Raw genomic sequence first — 19,889 nt, forward strand, 5'->3', positions numbered from 1 at the left:
TCAACGTGTGTCGGCCATCCACCCAGTGGATGTAGTAATATCCACTTTTGTGCTGCTTCAAAGTCGGTATCATCGTCGCATAATCCCTGACCTATGTAGTATATGACGCCGATCACGTCGCAATCAATAGCTCGTTCGCAAAAATATTTTGCCATACACCATGTCTGATATTTGTCGCTACCATCAGACAGATCAGACAAACCAGATGCAAGTCGGTCAGAACCTATCGGCAAACTTCACGGATTGCTACGATGCGGATGCGTCAGCTCAAGGCGACTCCGTAACCTCCTCACAGCGGTCGGCGTCCACGCACCGCGCCCGCTGAGCGTTGGCACGTTCTCGGCCGTCAGCGCCTTCGCCATGGCGTGCAGCGATCCCGCGCGGTCGGGATCGAGGCGATCGAGGATCGGCAGCAGCGCCTGAGCACGCGCTTCGGCGTTCTGTTTGAGTGAGGCACGCGCTTTGGCGGTGTCCGCGGCCGTGCCAGCCCGTCCCCTGAAGCCACCGAGCTGCTGACCTCGCGCCTTGGCGGCGGCTAGGGCTGCTTTCGTGCGAGCTGAGATCATCCGACGCTCCTCCTCGGCGACCACCGCCATGATCCCGACGGTCATGCGGTTTGCCGAAGGCATGTCGCAGGCGAGGAAGTCGACGCCAGCTTTGTGCAGCCCTAGAAGGAAATGCGCATCTCGAGCGAGGCGATCGAGCTTGGCCACCACAAGGATCGCTCGATGCGCGCGGCAAAGCGCCAGGGCACGGGCTAGTTCCGGTCGGTCGCCTTTGGCGCCACTCTCGACCTCAACAATTTCTGCAATCAGCGTCCAAGCGCCGCCGTTGAGATAATCGGTGACGGCCGCACGCTGGGCCTCGAGCCCAAGGCCGGATCGGCCCTGGCGATCGGTACTGACACGCAAGTAGGAGATGAAGCGGCTCTGCGCCATCGAGTCGTGCTGTATCATTCTGTGCAACGGACATTGCTTAGAATGATACGATGCGGCTCGATGTCAACGATGCTTGAATGAGCATTGCGGCGTCATCGATCGTCCTACCCCAGGAACGCCCCCGGCCCCCGGGTACACCCTCGTGGCGATCTGCCGGCGGTTGCTAGACGCCTGGACAAAATTGCAATCGCTGGAATGTTTCGGACAAATTGTCCGAGCCATTGCATGCATCCTCAGGACCGCACTCGACTAGTCCGCTCTGAAGCTGATACGCCGGAAGAGCTGACGGTCTCCTACCGACCCTACCCGGCCGCCCGGACCGCCGTCGGCGCTTCTCCAGAGCGGCCGTTCGTCAGCCCGCCGGCAACTTCGGCTTGGGATGACAATCGGACCGTGATCCTTGATCCAAAGGCAGGTGCTGAAAAGCGCCGTCTGTGGCGGTATCAGGTTCGTTCAGACGGGATGGGAGCAGAGGCGATCGCCTCCTGGCCGTTTGCATTCATCCCACGAAACTTTCTCTCCGATGGCCTCGTAAGGGCCCGCGCTGCCCCGTTCATCGGGGTTCGGACTGAAGGAAACACGATGCTCACTCAGAACACCGGCCGCCGCACGGCCCAGGCGCTCGCCCTGACCCTCGCGCTCGGCCTCGGAGCCAGCGGCGCGGCCTACGCCAAGAACCCGATGGTCGGCGGCGCGCCGATGTACGCCCAGAAGACCATCGTCGAGAACGCGGTCAACTCGAAGGATCACACCACCCTGGTCGCCGCCGTGAAGGCCGCGGGCCTGGTCGATACGCTGAACGGTCCGGGCCCGTTCACGGTGTTCGCGCCGACCAATGCCGCCTTTGCCAAGCTGCCGCCGGGCACGGTGGAGAGCCTCGTGCAGCCGCAGAACAAGGCGACGCTGACGAAGATCCTGACCTACCACGTGGTCCCGGGTGTCTACACCGCCAAGGACCTGATGGCGCTGGCCAAGAAGGGTGGTGGACAGGGCGTGCTGACCACCGTCGAGGGCGAGCCGCTCGCCGTCGAGGTGCAGGGCAAGAAGGTTCTCGTCACCGACCAGAAGGGCAACACCGCCACGGTGACCATCCCGAACGTCATGCAGTCGAACGGCGTCATCCACGTCATCAACGCCGTGCTGATGCCGTAACGCGCAGTGCCCGCGGCCCGTGAGGGCTGCGGGCTTCGACAGTGCGTGGCCTTTCAGATCGCGCGAGCGCCGGCAGACGTGCCCGCCGCGCCCGGTCATTCGGCGATGAGCTTGCCGGTGTAGATCACCGGACCCGTGGGTTGGCCACTCGGTGAGCCTCCGGGCGGCTCGACCGAGACCGCGATTACCCCGTCCGGTGCGGTGTCCTGCGGTAGCCTCACCTGACTTGGCGCCGCTCCGACCAGGCCGAGCGGCTTTGCCCCTCCTGCGCCGACGTACCACAATTCCAGACTCCGCCCGGCGGGCGCGTCGGCACCGACGGGCCTGACTTCTGCGAGGCCGGTCTGCGTGTCGACACGCACGATCAGCGCCGGCAGCGCCCCGCCTCCCTGCACGACAGCCAGATAGCGCCCTCCCGCCGGGGTTCGTGAGGGGCCGACTGCCACGAACAGCGCGAGGCTCGCGGCGAGCAGGCCTGACCCTGCCGCGGCGATCCGCCAGCGCCTCACCTGCCGCCGCAGGTGGCGAAGTTCACCTCGCGCTACGTCGGTAGCGTCTGGCAGCGCGCGCAGCAGCGCTTCGCGGACCCGCGGCGGCGGCGCCACGGGTGGCACGGCCTCCATCAGCGGCGCCAGGCGCCGCTCCCACTCGCGGATGCGGCTGGCCGTGCCGGGGTCTCGGTTCGCCTCGCGCTCCAGCGCCGCCCGCTCCCGCGCGTCGAGTGTCCCGAGGGCGTACTCGGCCGCGCGCATGTCATGCTCGGACGTCGGGTCCATGCCGGGCTGGCCGCTGCCGCTCACGAGACAGCCTCCAGGCAGGACTTGAGGCCTGCGAGTGACCGGTGCAGCCAAGTCTTGATGGTGTTGACCGGCCGGTCGAAGTGCCGCGCCAACTCCTCCCGAGATTGCCCTTCGCAATAGGCCAGCACGACGCAGTCCCGGTGCTTGGGGTCGAGACGGCCGAGGCAGGCCAGGAGGGCGTTCCGGTCCATGAAATCTGCCGCCCCATCGTGCGGATCGATCAGCCGCGCCACCCAATCCTCGCCGGTGTCCAATTCCGGGCCCTGATGCTCGACCTTCCGCCTTACGCTGTCGATGGCGCGATTGCGGGCGACGGTGCAGAGCCACGGCAGCGGCGGCCCGGCCTCGGGCTTGTAGCTGCCCGCGGCCTGCCAGATGCGCATGTAGACGTCCTGAAGCACGTCCTCGGCCAAGCCTCGGTCACGCTGGATACGCAGGATCAGGCCGTAAAGTTTCGGGCTCGTGAGATCGTAGAGTTCGGCCAGCCGTTTTGCCTCTCCCCGGGCGATACCAGCGAGCAGTCGGCGCAGCGTGGCGTCGTCGGCCAAGTTGGCTCCCTACAAACTCCCAGGCGCCTTCTATCGGACGCCCAACCGGATGCTACTTTAACCCAAACTGCCTGGCCGTGACGATCCCTCACGCGCGATAGCCCCGCTGAGCGGGCCTCGAAGTGGCCGCTTTCAAAATCCTCGGAGCGGCGGCTGCGGAGATGTCGCTGAGGGCGGGATGCGGAGGTTGACCGATCCCTCGCAAAGGGACGTTCCGCATGCGACCCAACCCAGCCGTCGCTGTGAGGAAGCAGAGCTCCATAAAGCAGCCGTCCGGTGCGTGCATCAGCACCGGACGGCTGCTGGTCTGGGAAAGCGGTGTTCGGTCGACCAGCTTTGAGCGCCGGGGCTCGCATATGCCGAAGCTGACGTCAGACGGCTTCAGGCGCTGCGGGCCTGGTCCGGATGACGCCCTTCCGCAAACTCCTCGACGATCTTGGCGCAGAACGCCGGCAGGTCCTTCGGGTTGCGGCTGGTGACGAGGCCCTTGTCGACCACTACCTCCGCGTCGACCCATTCCCCACCCGCGTTGCGGATGTCGGTCTTCACGGTCGGGAACGACGTCAGCTTACGCCCCTTCACGACGTCGGCCTCCACCAACGTCCAGGGCCCGTGGCAGATGACGCCAACTGGCTTGGCTTGCTGGAAGAAGTCCCGGACGAAGCCGACCACAGCCTCGCTGCCCCGGAGCTTGTCGGCCCCCACGCTGCCGCCGGGGATGACGAGACCGTCAAAATCTGAGGCGGATACGCCGTCGATGACCTTGTCGACCGGATACTTCCCAGCCGGGTCGAGGTCGTTGTTGACCGTCTCCGCCTCGCCCGCCTCAAGCCCGACCACCGTGACGGTCGCGCCGGCCGCGAGCAGTGCGTCGCGGGGCTTGGTGAACTCCGGCTCCTCCGTCCCCCGGGGGGCGATCAGGATGGCGATGGTCTTGCCCTGAAGCGACATGGGTCGTTCCTCTCTGCGTGATGTGGGAAGGAGTTGGCTTAGGCCGGGATGCTCTCGGGCGAGGCGGTGTTCTCGGCGGTTACGCCGTTCTCCCGATGGCGGAAGTCGCTCAGCGCCCGGTAGACCTGAAGACGTGCCCGCATCACCGAACCCAGCGGCTGGTGCGCCGCCAGGCTGTGCGCGGGGCGGAAGGTCATCACCTCGTCGAAGTAGCGAACACGCTCGGTGGAGTAGGCGTCCTGCCGGGGCAGGTGCAGCGTCGCCACCGTGCGGTACGGGCTGATCGCGACCGGCCAGTCGATCGAAGCGTCCTCGATGGGCTGGCGCTCAGCATCGGCCCAGAGCTGCGCCTTTAGGTCGTAGACCACCTCGTTGTCGCGGAAGAAGGCCGCCGCCGCGTGGCGGAAACCATCCTCGTCACCGTGCGGATCAAGGCGCCATTCGGCGAGGTCTCGTTGAGCAGGCGAAGCCGGGACCGCCCCGAGTTTGGCGACGTAGTCGCCAAACCGCATCGGGGCCTGACTGAAGTAGCTGTCGGCGAGCGGGTGGCTGTAGGGATGGCCGAGGAAATCGGCCATGGCGCTCTCGGTACCGAACGCGTGCAGCACTCTGTTGAGGTTGCGAGCCGTGGCCGCGACGGCGCTCTTCACGCCCTCCGGAAGGCCAGTCGATTTCCCGATGACCGTGCCGTCGCGCAGGAAGCCCGCCGCGGTCCCCGACGGGAAGGTCGTGCCCGTGGCGAGCACGAAGTCCTGAGTGTCGACGTCGTGCCCGGGGAGCTTCTCGCCCGGCACTCCAAAGACCTTGATCGACATGCCGCGGTGGGTCGACACACGGTCGCCCAGGATCTCCCCGGGCCCTTGCGCGAAGCGTACGGCCACCTTGTGCGTCCCAGGCTTGGCGAACAGGCCTTGCGCGAGTTCCGGGGGCAGGTTCTCCGGAACGACCAGCTCCCCGACGATGCAGGCCGAGCTCTTGGCGTGGCTCGCGCGTACCGCGCGGTGCTCGCGCTTCTCCACGACCTGCGACTGCTGGGTCATCCCCTGGATGATGCCGTCGATGGACTTCTGCTCGTCCGGCGCGGGCGTCTCGATATTGGGGGCGTAGCGAAGGTAGGTCATCGGCGTATCCTCGACGTGTCGTCCGCCTGCGGGGTGATTTCACGAAGGCTGGGATCGTGACGCGGGGTCGGAAGGCCGCCGGATCGCGGCCGCGCCTGGGCAGAGAGAAAGACCGCACCGCCGACAAGCCGCGCCGGCCCCCTGCCGTTCCACATCTTGTTCATGGGCGATTGAATGCCGCACAACCCGGAACGTCGTCGGGTGAGCGGGTGTTCTGTCCAGGCCGCCAGCGGGAGACAGACCTTGCGATCACCGGTGCGATACACTCCCGACGTCGAGGCGGTGCTGCCGGACGAAGGGCAGACCATCGAGCAGCTCAACCAGACCTTCGATAAGATCCTGAACCGGGTTGCGGAGCATTCGGGCCATGCCGTGCGCTCGGTCCACGCGAAGTCGCATGGCATCCTCGAAGGGGCTCTGACGATCGATGCGGGCCTGCCCCCCGAGCTGGCCCAAGGACTGTTCGCCACTCCCGGCCAGCATAAGGTCTACATGCGGTTGTCGACCAACGCCGGCGACATCCTTCCCGATGCGGTCTCCCTGCCCCGTGGCCTCGCCCTCAAGGTGCTGGATGTCGAGGGCGAGCGCCTGCCGGATGCGGAGGGGACGACCCAGAACTTCATCATGGTCAATGGCAAAGTGTTCCAGGCACCGAATGCCGAGAAGTTTCTGGGCAGCCTCAAGCTGTTGGCCGGCACTACGGACCGCGCCGAGGGGCTGAAGGTCGCCGCCTCCACAGTCCTGCGCGGCGTCAACAAGGCCCTGCACGCGGTGGGCATCGACAGCCCGACCATCGGCTCTCTGGGCGGTGCGCCCAATGTCGACCCGCTTGGCGAGACCTACTACAGCCTGACCCCGTTCCGGTACGGCGATTACATCGCCAAGTTCTCGCTGGCCCCCGTCGCGCCAGCTCTGACCGCCCTGACCGGCACCGAGATCGATGCTTCCAGCCGCCCGAACGCCATCCGCGAGACCGTCCAATCCGAGATGACCGGCATCGCCGGCGAGTGGGAATTCCGCGTGCAGCTCTGTCGCGACCTCAAACACCAGCCGGTCGAGGACCCGACGGTCGAGTGGAAGGAGGACGAGGCACCGTTCCAGCGGGTCGGGATTGTCCGGGTTCAACCGCAGGACAGTTGGGATCCTGCACGGGTCCAGGCCGTGGACGAGGAGATGCGGTTCAGCGTGTGGACCGGCCTTGCGGCGCACCGGCCTCTCGGCAACATCAACCGCGCCCGCAACGCCCCCTATCGGCATTCGGCCGAGTTCCGCGAGCGGTTCAACCGCTGCCCGATCCACGAGCCAGGTGCGGTGCGCTGAAGCGACATCCTGAAGATGCAACGGCTGCGGATCTTAGCTCGGGCGCAACGGCGATGTCTGCTTCATCGCTAATCCGCTCGAAAGCGGACGGGCAGGAATCCACCCATCTGAGACGCTCACGCAGGCGATCTGCGGCGGCTGATGGCCGAAAACTGCCGGTCCGCTTCGGAGACGGGCCACTGAAAAAGCGGACGATCTCTCGATCCATGACAGTCGTCACGATAGCTGTCGGCACTTCTCCGAACCGGCCCTTGGTTGGCAGTCCTGCGGCTTCAGATCGAGGTGATTTCGAAAGTCGTCACCACAGCTGACTGTCACCGAATGACCGATCTTCCTTGTCGACAAAGATCATGTTGATCATGATGACGTCAGGCCAGACCTGCCCGTCATCAGATGATTTGAGGCGCTCAGGAGCGGAGGCTCTGGTCCACTTGGGGAAAGAGATTAGGCAGCCTGTGCGTGATGGCGCAAGCGGCGATCCGTGGGGGTCTGGCGCTTGATCCGCGCCCGCTCACACAGCTGGCCTTGCCGCGGCCGGAGTGGACGTCTGCAGGCGTAAGATCGCCCAGGTTCTCGTGAGCGGGGGCATAATTGTAGAGCTCGACAAAGGCGGCAACCCTCGCCTCCAGCTCGCCGGGCAGATAGGCGTGTTCGAGCAGGATGCCGTTCTTGAGCGTCTGACGCCAGCGCTCGATCTCGTCCTGCGGGTCACTCTGATCGCCTGGCTGTCGCGTATTCGCTCAATTCAACCGAGTTGCTCGCAAATGCGGCACACGCGGTGCCCAAGCGCCAAGCGAGATTCGGTCGCCGCTCGCTCCGGTCTAGACAAGGATTGCAGAATGGGCCTTTGGTCCGCCCATCTCCGCGATCGGCGTGCCAAAACGGACGAGCCGCGCGTGTCCTTCCTCGGTCGCCTCGTAGGCCTTGTCGCCGAGCACCAAAAGCTGCGCGCCACCAATGCGTCCGCTATCCTGACGCGTCCGCCGAGAGGGTCGTAACAGGTTATTGCCTCCCGCAACGCCGGACTGACCCTTTGGCGCGAGGGTTCATCGTCATGGGAACGAGAGACCGGATTGGTTGCCGTGTGCCGCGTCGATGATGTCGTCCATGACCAATTGGCTCAGCGCGCAGATGAAGGACGACAGCCGGTATCCGTCGTGGCGCGACAGCGCGTTGTCGAAGGCGCGCACGTTCCAGAACGGATCGTTCGCTAGCGTGACCGGGGCGATGCCGGTCAACGGCAGCCCGTGCTGGAAGCGCACCGCAGGCGACCCTTGACCCTCGATCCCGGCCTCCGGCGGTGCCAAGTCCTGGCTGTCCCACCCGAGACCACCTTCCTTCACCCGCCGTCGACGCGCGCGGATCAACCAGCCGTTCGCGCGCGGGCAGTCGATGTCCGCGTCGGCCAGTGTCGCGTAGGCATGGTGCCGCTCCGAGCCGGTAGCCGCCAAGCCGAGCATCTCGTGGGTCGTGCCGAACGGTGCACCCGAGGGCCGCGCGTCGGCGAGCACGCCGGCGGCAGGTCGCGGCGGGTCGAGGTTACCGATCGTGTGCGACTCCTCCGGCAGGCTGATCTGGAACGGAAAGGTCGCGGCCAGGACCGACAGGGTCCGCAAGGGTAACGTGAGAACGCTGTCGAGGAGATCCGCCTCGCGTGGGACCGCGCAACTCATGCCGCGGGGTGGCCTATGCTCAATGCGCGCGGCCGCTCGTTCGAGAAAGCCCGCGGCGGGCCGGAAGTCGAACTTGAAGGTCGGGAACAGGTCGTGGGTCGCCCAATCGTAGTCCACGCCGGCGTTGAACATCGCGTCGGTGCCGGCGAGCCGCTGCCGGATGCGTGCCCGGGCGTCCTGGAAGCCGTCGTCGACGTCGAGGCCAATCCAGGCGCAATCGCCCGGCCGCAGCCCGCCCGCTGGGAAGGCGAGCGCCGCCGTGACCGACATTACCACCGGGCGCTGGTCCATCGGGAACAGGCCGCTGTCATGCGCCACATCCCCGGGCGTGGCGCCCGGGTCGGTAGGCGTCGCGACGCGCTCCCACACGGCGCGTTGGACCGCCGTCCACTTACTCGCTTCGGCGGCCGGGTTGATGAGCACCACGAGGTCGCCTAGCACCGGCGGCATCGCCTCGCCGAACCGGTGGCGCCGCACGGCCTTGAGGAGCTCGTCCTTGAGGCCAGTCGCCAGCATGTTGCCGCCGAGGCTGTGGCCGGCCACGACGAGCTTGTTGTGCCGGTCGGCCCCGTCGGGGCCCGGCCGCCTCAACGCCGCCTCTAGAGTGCGCAGAGCTGATATGGCCGCGGGGGCGACCGCCTCGCTCACGGGTTTGCGGTCGAACAAGGTCGCAGCCGCGGAGAGCTCGCCGAAGAAGCCACCGAGCGCCGCCCCGAACCTGTCGCGCAGGCCGCGCTCGTCGACCCGGGCGCCGCGCCAGCCTACGTAGACCGCGGTGACGTCCATCCCGCAGACGGCGGGATCGCTCCGACAACGGTCGCGCAGGAAGCGGGCGGCGTGCGCCGCGTAGAAGCGCAGGTCCGCGACGTTGGTGTCGCCGACCTGGGCATCGTGGCGCCAGCCGTGGACGAAGGCGATGACGTAGTGACGGCCGGTGGCCAGGTGCTGCGTCAGAGCGTCGAGCTGCGTGATGACCGGCTTGAGCCCCGTCGCTGACGCGCCGCGGGCGTGCATCTCGCCCTCCATCGCGTGGCGCAGCATGGCGCTGTCGATGGCGACGTCGCTGCCGCCGGCGCGCGACACGAGGGCGTAGGGCTCGCCGTCCTCCTTGAACTCCAGGAAGCCGAGCGTGTACTCCAGCGGCCGCTCGCCGCGAGCGGACGATATGACGTGGCGCTGCAGGGCGCACCGTAGTCGCGTCCGCCAGCGCCGGTCGTCGCGGAGCGCGCCCTCGTCGTTGGTCGGGTCGCGCCAGCCGTCGCCGTCGAGCATGGACGACATCGGGGCGCCGCGGCCGACCTCGCTGAGGACGGTCCAGCCGGTCCGAAGGCCCTCGCTGCACTCCGGGACGGCCGGATCGAGGTCGCGGTAGGCGCGAGCTTGCGGCGTCGAGAGCACGCCGTAGTTCAGGAACAGGATGCCCAGGGCGAGCAGTGCAGTGGCGATAACGCCGAGCCTGAGCCCGCGGACAAGACGTCCCGTCACTCGCCATGCTCCGCGCAGGACCACACCCAGGCGCCCGACAGGTTTCGCGACGTTCCGGTCGCGCTTCGGGCGGGCTCTCATCGGTGCGAGCGCCGTTGCAGGTGATCCTCAAGGATTTCGAGCGCCGCACCGCTGCCGCGCCGGCCGAGGCCGAGGCGCAGACGGTCCGCCGGGACCGGCGCCAACGACGAACGCCACAACACTGAAGGCAATACGAGCAGCCCTACCTCTGACGCGACCGCCCGCGCGAACGCGGCCGCGCCCTCCCGCCCGCGGAAACGGGGAAAGGCGAAGGCCAGATTCCTCGGTTCGTCCTGCTCGAACCGTTCCGGATGGCGATCGAGCAGGGCGCGCAGTCGGCGATGGTTGCCGCGACCTGTCGCGCGGGCGCGCCCGGTGATGCGCGGCTCGGCCCGCAACGCGATATGCGCGAGGACCTCGCTCGGGCCGGCGAGGCAGCTCGACAACAGGCTCTTGATGGCTAGGACGCGTTCGAGCACGGCGCGGTCTCGGCAGGCAACCCAGCCGACGCGCAGGCCCGGCAGCCCGAAACCCTTCGAAAGCCCGTTAATCGAGATTCCGCGCTCGTACACGTCGACGACTGGCGGGATGGCACCCTCCGGGTTGGCGTCCGTCTGGCGATAGACCTCGTCATTGACAAGCCAGAGCCCGTGCCGGCGGCAGAGGTCGATCAAGCCAGCCAGGGTCGTCCGGTCCATGGTCGCACCTGTCGGGCTGTTAGGGAAGTTCACCAGCACCAGCCGCGTGTTCGGCCGGATCACGCTGGCGAGGTGGTCCAGGTCGAGCGCCCAATGCCGGTCCGAATTCAGGGCGACCCCATCCGCCGCGCATAAACTCGTCACGACGAGCTCGGACGGTTGGTAGATCGGCACCACCACCACCGCATGGTCGCCCGGGCCGAGCAACGCGCGCAGAACGCAGGCCACCGCTTCCTGTGCGCCGGCACTGACGAGCACGTCATGATGTTTCAGGCCGACGTACCGCTCGGCGACCGCGGCGCGTAACCAGGAGGCGCCGCGCGGGTCGGCGTAGCCGAGGTCCGCGTTCCGCCAGCGCTTCATGTCCTCCGGACCGGCAAGACGCAGCAGCGCGGCGAGTGAGAGCGACTGCGAGTCCGACGCGGCGAGGTCGTGGTGCGCGCATGTCGACCAACGGGCCAGATATGCCGCCAGCGCGAAGGACCGCCCGGGCGTGGGCCCGCGTCTCGGCGATCTGAGGAGGGCGCCGTCCTCTCGTGTGTCGCCTGCCCAACCGCCCGGTGCATGGTAAGCGTCGAACGCCATGGCCTTACGATCTCGGGGCCGGGCTAGCGGCGACGCGCAGGTAGGTCGCCCCGATCCGCGTGGTCGCCCGAAGCGTCCCGCCGAGCGAGCCCGCGACCTTCGAGGATCCGCCGAGACGGCGGCGGTAGGGCATCGGCACCTCGCGGATGCGCAGGCCCGCGCGGGCGGCCTGCATCTGCATCTCGATGTTCCAGCCGTAGGTCAGCTCGCGCAGGTCGAGGGCCTTCAGCGCGGCGCGGTCGATGGCGCGGAAGGCGCACATGTCGGTGTAGCGGACGCCGTAGCGCAGGCCGATGCCGAGGCCGGCGAGGCGGCCGGCTAGGACTTGGTGCCAGAGCATCGACCCGGGCTCGCGGCTCCCCAGGGTGCGCGAGGCGAGGACGAGGTCTTGGCTGCCGGCGAGCACCGGCGCGGCGATCCGCTCGATCAGGTCTCCGCGGTCCGCGCCGTCGCCGTCGAGGTAGACGATCGCGCGCGAGGCCGGGTCGGCCGCGGCCGCCCCGAGGGCGCAGGCCCGGCCGTAGCCGCGCCCGGCTTCGATCACCCGGGCGCCCGCGGCCCGCGCGACGGCCTGCGTCCCGTCGGTCGAGCCGCTGTCGGCGACGATGATGTCGGCCGCGTAGGCCGGCGGGATCTCGCGGATCACCGCGCCGATCGCCTCGGCCTCGTTCAGGGTCGGGATGACGATGCTGACCGGGTGCATCGCTCAGAGGCTCCAGCGCAAGCCGCAGTTCCCGCACGGGGCGGGCGGCGCGTCGGAGAGGAGTGACGTGCGGAAGTCGCGATAGGCCTCGCCGTTCCAGATCTCCCGGAGCGTGGCCTGCGTGGCGTCGCCCAACGTGTAGTTGGAATAGCCGCGCACCGAGAACGGAGCGATGCAGCAGGGCAGCGCCCGTCCGTGGGCGGTGAAGTACATCAGGGACCAGGGTCGCCGACAGGTGGCCCAGGCACGGTCGTCCTGCCGCTTCAGGCTGATTCCGGGCTCGGTCGCGCCCGAGGCGTCGAGCGTCACCCCCAGCGAGCGGCCCAGGGCCTCGGCCTCGGCGATCGCCGCGTTCTCCTCGGCCCGCGCGCTCTCGAACAGCGACAGGTCGGCGCGGGCCATGCCGTATCCGGCCTCGTCGAAGACGAGGCGCTGCAGGTGAACCTCGGTCACGCCCATCTCGGCGGCGAGCCGCACGAAGGCCGGGAGCTGGTCCACGGTCTCCCTGAGGCCCGTCAGCCAGAGCGAGACCCGGGGCGTCGTGGCGCCACTCGCCTTCTGGAACGCGACGAACTTGCCGATGTCGCGCACGATCCGGTCGAAGAAATCCTTGCCGCGCACCCTGCGGTAGGAGTCCCGGTCGGCGGCGTCGAGGGAGACGCGCAGTTCGTCGAGACCGGTGTCGATCAGCTCCCGGAAGCGCTTCGGCTGCATCAGGGTGCCGTTTGTGTTGAACAGGACGTAGGTGCCGCGATCCTTGAGGTAGCGGACCATCCGCGGCAGGTCCTTGACCAGCATCGGCTCGCCGACCCCGTGGAGCACGACCCGGGCGACGTTCGGCACCTGGTCGACAATCCGCGTGAACAGATCCCAGCTCATGTCGGCCGGGGGTTCCAGGATCTCGAAGGTGCGCGGGCAGGTCTCGCACAGCAGGTTGCAGCGGTTCGTGACCTCCAGATAGAGGCAGACCGGCGGCGCAATGGCCTGGGAGGCGCGGTCGGTACCGATCGCCTCGAAGTAGCGGCGCGGGTCCTTCAGGGCGGCTGAGGCCGTCATCGGGCGGTTCCTTCCGGAAGGGCGGCGAGGGGTGCGGTGCGGGCCTGCCACAGCGCGCGGGCGGCCAGGACGAGGGCCGGGACGAAGACCAGCGACGGCCAGAGGAAGCGGTCGTTGAGCGGATCGATCAGGAACAGGATCGGCGCCGCGCCGAGCCAGATCAGGGCCGGGGCCGGCGCGACCACCGCGGGCAGCGCCAGCCAGGGGTAATACCAAGCGTAGTGCGGGCTCGCCGCGCAGGTGGTGAGGGCTGCGAGGAGCCCGGCATCGCGGCACAGCGCGACCGCGTCGGGCGCGGGTGCCCGGTCGCGGCCGAAGGCAATCCGGAGCGCGAGCGCGGCGAGGGTCAGGCCGGCGCAGACCAGGTAGGTCCGCAGCAGGCCCGGGGGGCTGAGGCCGAGATGGCCGAGCCCGGCGAGCAGCCAGTAGCCCGCGCCGGTCTCGTACCCCTCCTCGACCCCGTAGCCCCCGGCGAAGCCGAGCACGTTCGCGCCGGCGCCGAGATAGGGCAGGTAGAGGACCGCGATCACGGCCGCCCCGAGGAGCATCGGCCGCCACAGCCGGCCACCGCGCACGAAGGCGGGCGCCACCGCGACGGGCAGCAGCTTCACCAGCGTCGCCGCGCCGAGGAGCGCGCCCGCGAGCCCGTACCGATGGCGGGTGCGGGCCAGCAGCGCCAGGCCGAGGAGGCCGATCGCCACGGCGTCGACGTGCCCGTCGCAGGCGAAGGACCACAGGGCGAGCGGGTTCCAGGCGTAGATCAGGATCCGGGCCGACGGCAGGCCGGCGCCGCGCAGGATCGCGAGCATCGCCAGCACGCCCAGGGCCTCGAAGCCCAGCATCGCGAGTTTCATCGCGGTGACGCCGTGCGAGACTTGGCCCACAGCGGCGAAGACCATCTGCGCCGCGGGCGGGTAGATCGTGCGGGCGTAATCCTTCCGGTTGATCAGCGGGTAGACCGCCGGATCGCGCAACTGTTCGAGTGCCGGATCGGCCGGGATGTAGCGGTAGGGGTTGATCCCGGCGGCCTGGACCTGCCCGTCCCAGACGTAGCGGTAGATGTCGCTCGACAGGAACGGCGGCGCCAGCAGCAGCGCGGCCCGCATCAGCACGGCGACGCCGAGGATCGTCCACAGGGCGGCGCGCGGCAGCCGTTCCCGCAGCACGAGGCGCACGGCGAGCAGGTAGAGCCCGAGGCCGACCACCACGACGCCGACGAAGACGTTGGCGCGGGTGACCGAGCCGACCGTGTCGGCGCCCGGCACGTGGATCGCGAGCGCGCCGACATTCACGACAAGCAGCGCGAGGCCGAGCGCCGCGAGCCGGCGCACGGGGCTGGCGAGAAGCCGGGTCATGCCGGCACGGCCTCCGATGTCTCCGCGAGCCGCGCCAGGGCCGCGCGCGTCGCCGGGGCGGCGTAGCCGGTCCTGTCGGCGCTGAGCCGCGCGAGCGAGGCCGCGTCGTCGACGTCGTACCAGGGCTCCAGCTCGACGAGGGCGAGGCCGATCTCGCGCGCCCGCGCGCGGGTCGCGGCCGCGACGGTGTCGGTGCTCCAGGCGATGTCGGCGAACAGGCGGGCATGGGCCTGCTTGAGGCCGAGGATGTAGTAGCCGCCGTCGTCGCAGGCGCCGAGCACGGCCCGGTCTCCCGGCGCGAGCAGGATCCGGGCGGCCTGGACGAGGCGGCGCGTCGGCAGAGTCGGGATGTCGGCGCTGAGCACGCAGGCCGCCGCATGGCCCTCCGCGAGCATGCCTCCGACGGCCTGCAGCAGGCAGCGGCCAAAGCCCTCGACCGCCGCCGGGGCCGGAATGTCGCCGTCCGCCAGGACGAGCCGTGTTCCGCATGCGAGGTGTGGGACCACCAACGCCTCGGCGCCGCGCGGCGCATAGGCCGCGTAGGCGGCGATCGGCGCGGCGCGCGCCGCCTCCAGCATGTTGGCAGTCGTGTCGCGCAGGAAGGCGGCGCTCAGGAGCGCGGCCTGGTCGGGACTCAGCGGCGGGCAGAGCCGCGTCTTGGAGCGGCCGCTGCGCGGCGCCTTGGCCATCACGCCGATCGCGCAGGTAGCGGACGATCCGGACGTCGATCTCGGTGCCATCTCCCAGACTCCTCCGTGATCAGTGGAAGGGCCGGACGATCCCGATGCGGAGCGTCTCATCCGGCGGAATTGCGGTGGCCGAGCCGGGCACGAAGGTCGGCAGCGCGCGCAGGCGCTCCGGCGTCAGGCCCATGAGGGCGACGTACTCGCCCAGCAGCGCCACCGCCTCGACCGGCACGGCCACGAGCCTGGATCCGAACCCGCTCCAGGCCACCGGCTGAAGCCCGAGCCGGTTCAGCCCGAGGACGCCGTCGAGGCGCACGATTACGGCGGCGCCGCCGTCGTCGCGGCGGACGAGGGCCGTCACGCGGCCGAGCACGGGCTGGGACTCCTCCGGCTGGAGCAGGAAGCGGCCGGGGAGATCGCCGGCGCGCACGGGCTGGGGGAACCGGTCGGCCGCGCGGCCCGCCATCTCGGGGGCGGTCATGCCGGGCTTCGGCATGTGGTCGGGGGTCGGCGAGGGACCGGCCGTCTGCGCCCGCCCCGGCCCGACGACGGTCAGGGTCAGCAGCGCGGCGCCCAAGGCGCACGGACATACGCGGGCGCTCATAGGCCGGCGAACCAGCTGAATCCGCGGCTCTCCCAGTAGCCGCCGGGATAGGTGTTGGTGACCTCGATGGCCGTGATCCATTTCGGGTTCTTGAAGCCGAGCTTGACCGCGGTGCGCAGGCGCAGCGGATACCCATAGGGGTCCGGCAGGTCCTGGCCGGCGTAGCGGGTGGCGAGCAGCGTCTGCGGGTGCAGCGCGCTGGCCATGTCGATGCTGCTCGGGTAGTCGTCCGCCGTCTTGAAGGCGACGTACTTGGCGGTGAGGTCGGCGCCGACCCGCTCGAGGAACGCGCGGAGCGGCACGCCCGACCACTGCCCGATATAGTCCCAGCCCTCCACGCAGACGTGGCGGATGATCATCTCCCGCTCGGGCAGTTCCGCGATCTGCTGGCGCGTCCAGGGTCGCTTGTCGGAGATTAGCCCGGCGAGCTCGAGCCGCCACGCCTCGCCGTCGATCGGCTTGACGTCCTCGACATCGTAGTAGGCGTTGAAGCGCGGCGGCTTGAGGACCTGCGAGGCGGGGTACTCGGGCGCGAGCTTGCGGGGATCGAACAGGGCGGCCTGGACGCCGTCGTTGAAGTCGGAGACCGCGCGCAGCGCCCGACCGACCGCGGTCGTATCGGTCACGTCGCAGCCGGTGAGCATGGTGAGCGCCCCCAGCGTCAGGCCGCCGCGCAGCAGACCGCGCCGCTCGATCTGCCGGACCAGAGGCTTATGGTCGTCGAGGATGCCGCGATCCGGCACCTTGAGGGGGCGGAAGGGCGACCTCATCGCGTCGCCTCCCGCGCCATGACAGGGGCGGCCGAACGGCGGACCGGACCGCCGGTCAGCATCGCCCACAGCGTGCGCGGCACGAGCAGGGCGAGCACGACGTGGATGGCGAGGAAGCCCGCCAGCACCGCCATGCCGGCGAAGTGGACGAAGCGCGCCCCCTGGAAGCCGCCCAGCAGCGCGACGAGGCCCGAGAACTGGACCGGCTTCCAGATGGCCAGGCCGCTGACGACCTGGCCGATGCCGGCCAGGATGGCGACGATGTAGAGGATCTTCTGGACGGCGTTGTAGGTCGTGAGGTCCTCGTGGGCGAGCTTGAGCCGCAGCGTGTCGCGGACCGTCTGCACGATGTCGCGCGGCCGGATCGGCAGGAGACGCTCGCGCAGACGCCCGGTCGCGACGCCGTAGACGAGATAGGCGCCGCCATTGGCAACCAGCAGCCACATGGCGGCGAAATGCCAGAGCAGGCTCTCGGCCGCCCAGGACCCGAGCCGGATCGCCTTGGGGAAGTACACGCCGTGGATGATGACGGAGTCGTCGTAGATGCCCCAGCCGGAGCCGATCAGCACCACCATCGCCGCGGCGTTCGCCCAGTGCATAACCCGCACCGGCCATGGGTGCAGGCGAGGGGCGGATATGATCGAGTTCACCCTCATGATAACGGCATCCCTCGTGTATTTACATCGAATATTTGGCTACTTTTGTGAGCCATGGGATCGATAAGATTCATCAAATGCCGACAAAATCGGTTTGCTTCATCTTGTTGGCGTCTGTAATCGATTGTCGACGCCGATCTTGATGCACTGACAGGAGCACGCAGAGGTCCGATGTCCTGCGATATTTTCTCACGTCTGTTCACGACCTTGTCCGTACAGGTCCATGCGTTCGCATTCTGTGAGATCCAGACCGGGTGGGAGCTGGCGAAGAACGGCATGGCCGACGCGATCCTGGTCCATTACGTTCTCGCGGGCTCCGGGATGATCGCGGTCGAAGGTCAGGAGCCTCAGAGCTTCGGACCGAATTGCATGGTGATCCCACCTCGTGGCATGCGGCACTCGATTGGTTTCGCTGGAGCCACCCGAACGGTTACGGCCGAAAACGCGCGCAGAACTCTTCCGGACGGCCTCATCGCATTGACCGCCGGCGATGGAAGTCGAGACATCTTGCTGGCCTGCGGTTCCATCTCGGCGCGGTATGCTGGCGCGCTCGGTCTTTTCGACCGGCTGCACGATGCGTTGATTGAGGATTTGTCCGACAGTGACAGATTACGTCACGCTTTCGCTTTCATGATTGAGGAGCTCGTCCAGCCAAGTCTCGGAACGCAGGAAGTGACGAGCGCACTCATGAAGCAGTGCCTCGCGATCCTGCTTCGGATCCATCTGAAGGAGAAAGGCGCTCGATCTCCGATCTTCGAAGCGCTGCGCGATCCGAGGCTCGTTCCGGCGATCGCGGCTGTCCTCGATGCGCCCGGGGCGCAGCATACGGTCGATAGCTTGGCTGCGCTCTGTGGAATGAGCCGTTCCGGTTTCGCCGAGCGCTTCTCCGCCACCTTCGGTGAAGGCCCGATCGAGTATCTGCAGCGGGCGCGTCTTCAATTGGCAGCCAAGCTGCTGGCGTCCTCGCCCATGCCCGTAAAGGTCATCTCCGAGAGCGTCGGTTACGCCAGCCGCAGTTACTTCTCGCACGCCTTCAAGGCCGCTTACGGGTGCGATCCAAGCGCCTACCGCGCTCAAGCCACGAGCGCGGCCCGATCGCTGGACCCACAGTCCGGCCTCGGGATCGATGTCGCTCGGCCGGACGCCGAATAATCTTGAGCACATAGGCTGGCGGGGTTCTTCCGGGTCGGACACGAGCACCAAGGGCATTGCCACCATCAACGTCGGACAGTCTTGTCAGGAATTCGCACCCGTGGAAGCCGTCCGGCGTGCGTTATCGTTCAAATCTGGTGCTGTGGCTCGGTCTCGCTGGTTCAAGAAAGCAGATCCGTCTATAGACGATCCTCGGACGTGATGATCCGGACCGCGGCGGGCGCGCTGCATTCGCGAAACGGCTTACAACCATTTGACGATGCGGGATTTCGAGATCCGCGCTCTTTGATATGCCCGGCGCTTCCGGAGGACTGCCGCTCATCAAGGCTGGAAGATCTCGGTATCAAGACCCGCCGCATCGCTCGATCATGCCCGGCGAGAGCGAGTCACGGGCGCTCGGCTTCTTTGGGCCGATGATCTGATCCGGTGAAATGACAGCCTACTAGACGAAGACGAACATCGAATGCTGCATGACGACCTTCTTGGCGGACGATCGAAGTCGGCCGACTGAATCCGTGCCGTCCCTGGACATCATGGCGCTTCGGGTGGCGAGGCGTGGGCATACGGCTCCAGGCCTGCCGCCGAGTCAGGAACAGAGTCGCACCGTAATTCCTGCAAGAAGCTGAAGACCAGAGATGTTGGCCTGCAGGCTGGATGTTCTGCCGCCCAGGATACGAAAGGACATGTCTTGCCATCGATCCTCGCGCCTGGCGCGCATAGCATCGCCGTGAACGGTATAGATCAACATTATCACGTCTCAGGCATCGGACCCTATTGCATCGTGCATGCCGGCGGCCCCGGCATCGAGGCCAGCTACTTGCGATTGCCTCTGCTCGAAGAGAACCTGACCATGGTGTATCTGGACCCGATCGGCACGGGATCGTCCGGACACGTCGCGACCCATCCCCTGGGGTACAGCGTAGACCGCTTCTCCGAACAGCTGCTCGCGTTCATCGACGCGGCCGGCATTGCCGATCCCTACCTGCTCGGCCACTCGCACGGTGCCTTCGTGGTGCTAGAGGCAGCGCTCAAGCGGCCGGAAGGACTCGCGGGCTTGATTCTGTATTCAGGCGCTGCCTACACGGGCGGCACCTTCATGGCCGATGCGAGCGCTGAGATCGCCGCCTTCGTGGCACGCCATGCGGGCACGACGGAAGCCGAAGCGGTCGAGAGGGCCTGGGCCTCGATTCCCTCCATCCGCACGGATGCGGCCTACACGGCGGCCTTGCGCGACCTCCTGCCGGCCTATGTCTCGGACTTCCGGCGCTGGACCGACAGCCTCGAGACCCTGCAACGCCGGCTCCGGGCGACCCTGCTGGTCGGCGATGGCCAAGCCTTCGACGTTCGCGACCGCCTTGCCACCCTGCAGGTTCCGGCGCTCGTCGTCACCGGAACCGACGACTTCATCCTCGGCCCACGCCACGCGGCGTTGCTGGCGGATCTGCTACCGCGGGCGCAGCTCAGGATCTTCGAGCAGAGCGGCCACTTCGCCCATATCGAGGAGGCCCGCGCGTTCGCGGAGGCGGTCCTTCGCTTCACCGGACGTCCAGACCGCGTGTTGGCCGGCGTATGACGGTCGTGCGCGCCTGAGGATCCCCGGCCTCGGGCGCTCCAC

At 68.0% G+C, this 19,889-nt stretch carries 18 protein-coding genes and 1 pseudogene; 4 read left to right on the forward strand and 15 right to left on the reverse strand.

The annotated features are described in order from the left end of the window. Positions 1 to 236: 236 nt before the first annotated feature. A complete protein-coding gene (locus BM314_RS06655) occupies positions 237 to 938 on the reverse strand; it encodes a recombinase family protein (protein WP_091977529.1) in 702 nt (233 codons plus the stop codon). 582 nt (positions 939 to 1,520) lie between these two features. On the opposite strand from BM314_RS06655, the gene BM314_RS06660 reads away from it, so the two are divergent. Beyond that, positions 1,521 to 2,090 carry a fasciclin domain-containing protein gene (locus BM314_RS06660; protein WP_091977531.1) on the forward strand — a complete coding sequence of 190 codons (570 nt, stop codon included), beginning with the start codon at positions 1,521 to 1,523 and terminating at the stop codon, positions 2,088 to 2,090. Positions 2,091 to 2,185: 95 nt separating this feature from the next. Here the strand turns inward: BM314_RS06660 and BM314_RS06665 are convergent, their stop codons facing one another. From BM314_RS06665 to BM314_RS06680, 4 genes are all read right to left on the reverse strand, one after another. After that, positions 2,186 to 2,890 carry an anti-sigma factor gene (locus tag BM314_RS06665; RefSeq protein WP_244539865.1) on the reverse strand — a complete coding sequence of 235 codons (705 nt, stop codon included), beginning with the start codon at positions 2,888 to 2,890 and terminating at the stop codon, positions 2,186 to 2,188. Further along, on the reverse strand, positions 2,887 to 3,438 hold the full coding sequence (locus BM314_RS06670; RefSeq protein WP_091977532.1) for an RNA polymerase sigma factor: 552 nt from the start codon (positions 3,436 to 3,438) through the stop codon (positions 2,887 to 2,889). The genes BM314_RS06665 and BM314_RS06670 overlap by 4 nt, the downstream gene beginning before the upstream one ends. Before the next feature lie 381 nt (positions 3,439 to 3,819). After that, positions 3,820 to 4,389, reverse strand: a complete 570-nt coding sequence (locus BM314_RS06675; protein ID WP_091977534.1) for a type 1 glutamine amidotransferase domain-containing protein — start codon at positions 4,387 to 4,389, stop codon at positions 3,820 to 3,822. Between the two features lie 38 nt (positions 4,390 to 4,427). Then, a complete protein-coding gene (locus tag BM314_RS06680) occupies positions 4,428 to 5,510 on the reverse strand; it encodes a catalase family protein (RefSeq protein WP_091977535.1) in 1,083 nt (360 codons plus the stop codon). Between the two features lie 243 nt (positions 5,511 to 5,753). On the opposite strand from BM314_RS06680, the gene BM314_RS06685 reads away from it, so the two are divergent. Further along, positions 5,754 to 6,830, forward strand: a complete 1,077-nt coding sequence (locus BM314_RS06685; RefSeq protein ID WP_170868055.1) for a catalase family protein — start codon at positions 5,754 to 5,756, stop codon at positions 6,828 to 6,830. Between the two features lie 444 nt (positions 6,831 to 7,274). Here the strand turns inward: BM314_RS06685 and BM314_RS06690 are convergent. From BM314_RS06690 to BM314_RS06735, 10 genes and pseudogenes are all read right to left on the reverse strand, one after another. Beyond that, positions 7,275 to 7,534, reverse strand: a pseudogene (locus tag BM314_RS06690) (IS3 family transposase); the annotation flags it as partial. 348 nt (positions 7,535 to 7,882) lie between these two features. Beyond that, on the reverse strand, positions 7,883 to 9,988 hold the full coding sequence (locus BM314_RS30930; RefSeq protein ID WP_244539866.1) for a hypothetical protein: 2,106 nt from the start codon (positions 9,986 to 9,988) through the stop codon (positions 7,883 to 7,885). Positions 9,989 to 10,065: 77 nt separating this feature from the next. Then, a complete protein-coding gene (locus tag BM314_RS06700; RefSeq protein WP_091977539.1) occupies positions 10,066 to 11,292 on the reverse strand; it encodes a pyridoxal phosphate-dependent aminotransferase in 1,227 nt (408 codons plus the stop codon). A gap of 4 nt (positions 11,293 to 11,296) precedes the next feature. Continuing rightward, complete coding sequence (locus tag BM314_RS06705; RefSeq protein ID WP_091977541.1) at positions 11,297 to 11,995, reverse strand: glycosyltransferase family 2 protein; 699 nt, start codon at positions 11,993 to 11,995, stop codon at positions 11,297 to 11,299. Between the two features lie 3 nt (positions 11,996 to 11,998). Beyond that, positions 11,999 to 13,051 (reverse strand): radical SAM protein, encoded by a 1,053-nt coding sequence (locus BM314_RS06710; protein WP_091977543.1) that lies wholly within the window; start codon positions 13,049 to 13,051, stop codon positions 11,999 to 12,001. Next, entirely contained in the window at positions 13,048 to 14,406 is a 1,359-nt protein-coding gene (locus tag BM314_RS06715; protein WP_091977544.1) for an MptA/MptB family glycosyltransferase, read from the reverse strand. Before BM314_RS06715 ends, BM314_RS06710 begins: the two co-directional genes overlap by 4 nt. Continuing rightward, the gene (locus tag BM314_RS06720; RefSeq protein ID WP_091977546.1) at positions 14,403 to 15,146 is read right to left on the reverse strand and encodes a TIGR04282 family arsenosugar biosynthesis glycosyltransferase; all 744 of its coding nucleotides are present in this window, start codon (positions 15,144 to 15,146) and stop codon (positions 14,403 to 14,405) included. Before BM314_RS06720 ends, BM314_RS06715 begins: the two co-directional genes overlap by 4 nt. A 19-nt stretch (positions 15,147 to 15,165) precedes the next feature. After that, the gene (locus BM314_RS06725) at positions 15,166 to 15,669 is read right to left on the reverse strand and encodes a hypothetical protein (RefSeq protein WP_244539868.1); all 504 of its coding nucleotides are present in this window, start codon (positions 15,667 to 15,669) and stop codon (positions 15,166 to 15,168) included. Positions 15,670 to 15,692: 23 nt separating this feature from the next. Then, positions 15,693 to 16,466 carry a molybdopterin-dependent oxidoreductase gene (locus tag BM314_RS06730; RefSeq protein ID WP_091977549.1) on the reverse strand — a complete coding sequence of 258 codons (774 nt, stop codon included), beginning with the start codon at positions 16,464 to 16,466 and terminating at the stop codon, positions 15,693 to 15,695. Continuing rightward, the gene (locus BM314_RS06735; protein WP_091977550.1) at positions 16,463 to 17,122 is read right to left on the reverse strand and encodes a cytochrome b/b6 domain-containing protein; all 660 of its coding nucleotides are present in this window, start codon (positions 17,120 to 17,122) and stop codon (positions 16,463 to 16,465) included. The genes BM314_RS06730 and BM314_RS06735 overlap by 4 nt, the downstream gene beginning before the upstream one ends. A gap of 171 nt (positions 17,123 to 17,293) precedes the next feature. Between BM314_RS06735 and BM314_RS06740 the strand changes: the two genes are divergently transcribed. Together BM314_RS06740 and BM314_RS06745 are read left to right on the forward strand one after the other, a co-directional pair. Then, on the forward strand, positions 17,294 to 18,274 hold the full coding sequence (locus tag BM314_RS06740; protein ID WP_091977552.1) for an AraC family transcriptional regulator: 981 nt from the start codon (positions 17,294 to 17,296) through the stop codon (positions 18,272 to 18,274). 688 nt (positions 18,275 to 18,962) lie between these two features. Beyond that, a complete protein-coding gene (locus BM314_RS06745) occupies positions 18,963 to 19,847 on the forward strand; it encodes an alpha/beta fold hydrolase (protein ID WP_091977554.1) in 885 nt (294 codons plus the stop codon). The last annotated feature ends 42 nt before the right edge of the window (positions 19,848 to 19,889 follow it).

Origin of the sequence: Methylobacterium sp. 13MFTsu3.1M2 (assembly GCF_900112625.1) — a bacterium.
In the GTDB taxonomy this organism is placed as follows: domain Bacteria; phylum Pseudomonadota; class Alphaproteobacteria; order Rhizobiales; family Beijerinckiaceae; genus Methylobacterium.

What these genes read in the sequence shown, in the direction of transcription:
- BM314_RS06735 (WP_091977550.1), bottom strand. Translation starts at nt 17,122, where the DNA reads ATGAGGGTGAACTCGATCATATCCGCCCCTCGCCTGCACCCATGGCCG.
- BM314_RS06740 (WP_091977552.1), top strand. Translation starts at nt 17,294, where the DNA reads ATGTCCTGCGATATTTTCTCACGTCTGTTCACGACCTTGTCCGTACAG.
- BM314_RS06660 (WP_091977531.1), top strand. Translation starts at nt 1,521, where the DNA reads ATGCTCACTCAGAACACCGGCCGCCGCACGGCCCAGGCGCTCGCCCTG.
- BM314_RS06715 (WP_091977544.1), bottom strand. Translation starts at nt 14,406, where the DNA reads ATGACCCGGCTTCTCGCCAGCCCCGTGCGCCGGCTCGCGGCGCTCGGC.
- BM314_RS06720 (WP_091977546.1), bottom strand. Translation starts at nt 15,146, where the DNA reads ATGGCACCGAGATCGACGTCCGGATCGTCCGCTACCTGCGCGATCGGC.
- BM314_RS06655 (WP_091977529.1), bottom strand. Translation starts at nt 938, where the DNA reads ATGGCGCAGAGCCGCTTCATCTCCTACTTGCGTGTCAGTACCGATCGC.
- BM314_RS06705 (WP_091977541.1), bottom strand. Translation starts at nt 11,995, where the DNA reads ATGCACCCGGTCAGCATCGTCATCCCGACCCTGAACGAGGCCGAGGCG.
- BM314_RS06680 (WP_091977535.1), bottom strand. Translation starts at nt 5,510, where the DNA reads ATGACCTACCTTCGCTACGCCCCCAATATCGAGACGCCCGCGCCGGAC.
- BM314_RS06730 (WP_091977549.1), bottom strand. Translation starts at nt 16,466, where the DNA reads ATGAGGTCGCCCTTCCGCCCCCTCAAGGTGCCGGATCGCGGCATCCTC.
- BM314_RS06700 (WP_091977539.1), bottom strand. Translation starts at nt 11,292, where the DNA reads ATGGCGTTCGACGCTTACCATGCACCGGGCGGTTGGGCAGGCGACACA.
- BM314_RS06675 (WP_091977534.1), bottom strand. Translation starts at nt 4,389, where the DNA reads ATGTCGCTTCAGGGCAAGACCATCGCCATCCTGATCGCCCCCCGGGGG.
- BM314_RS06710 (WP_091977543.1), bottom strand. Translation starts at nt 13,051, where the DNA reads ATGACGGCCTCAGCCGCCCTGAAGGACCCGCGCCGCTACTTCGAGGCG.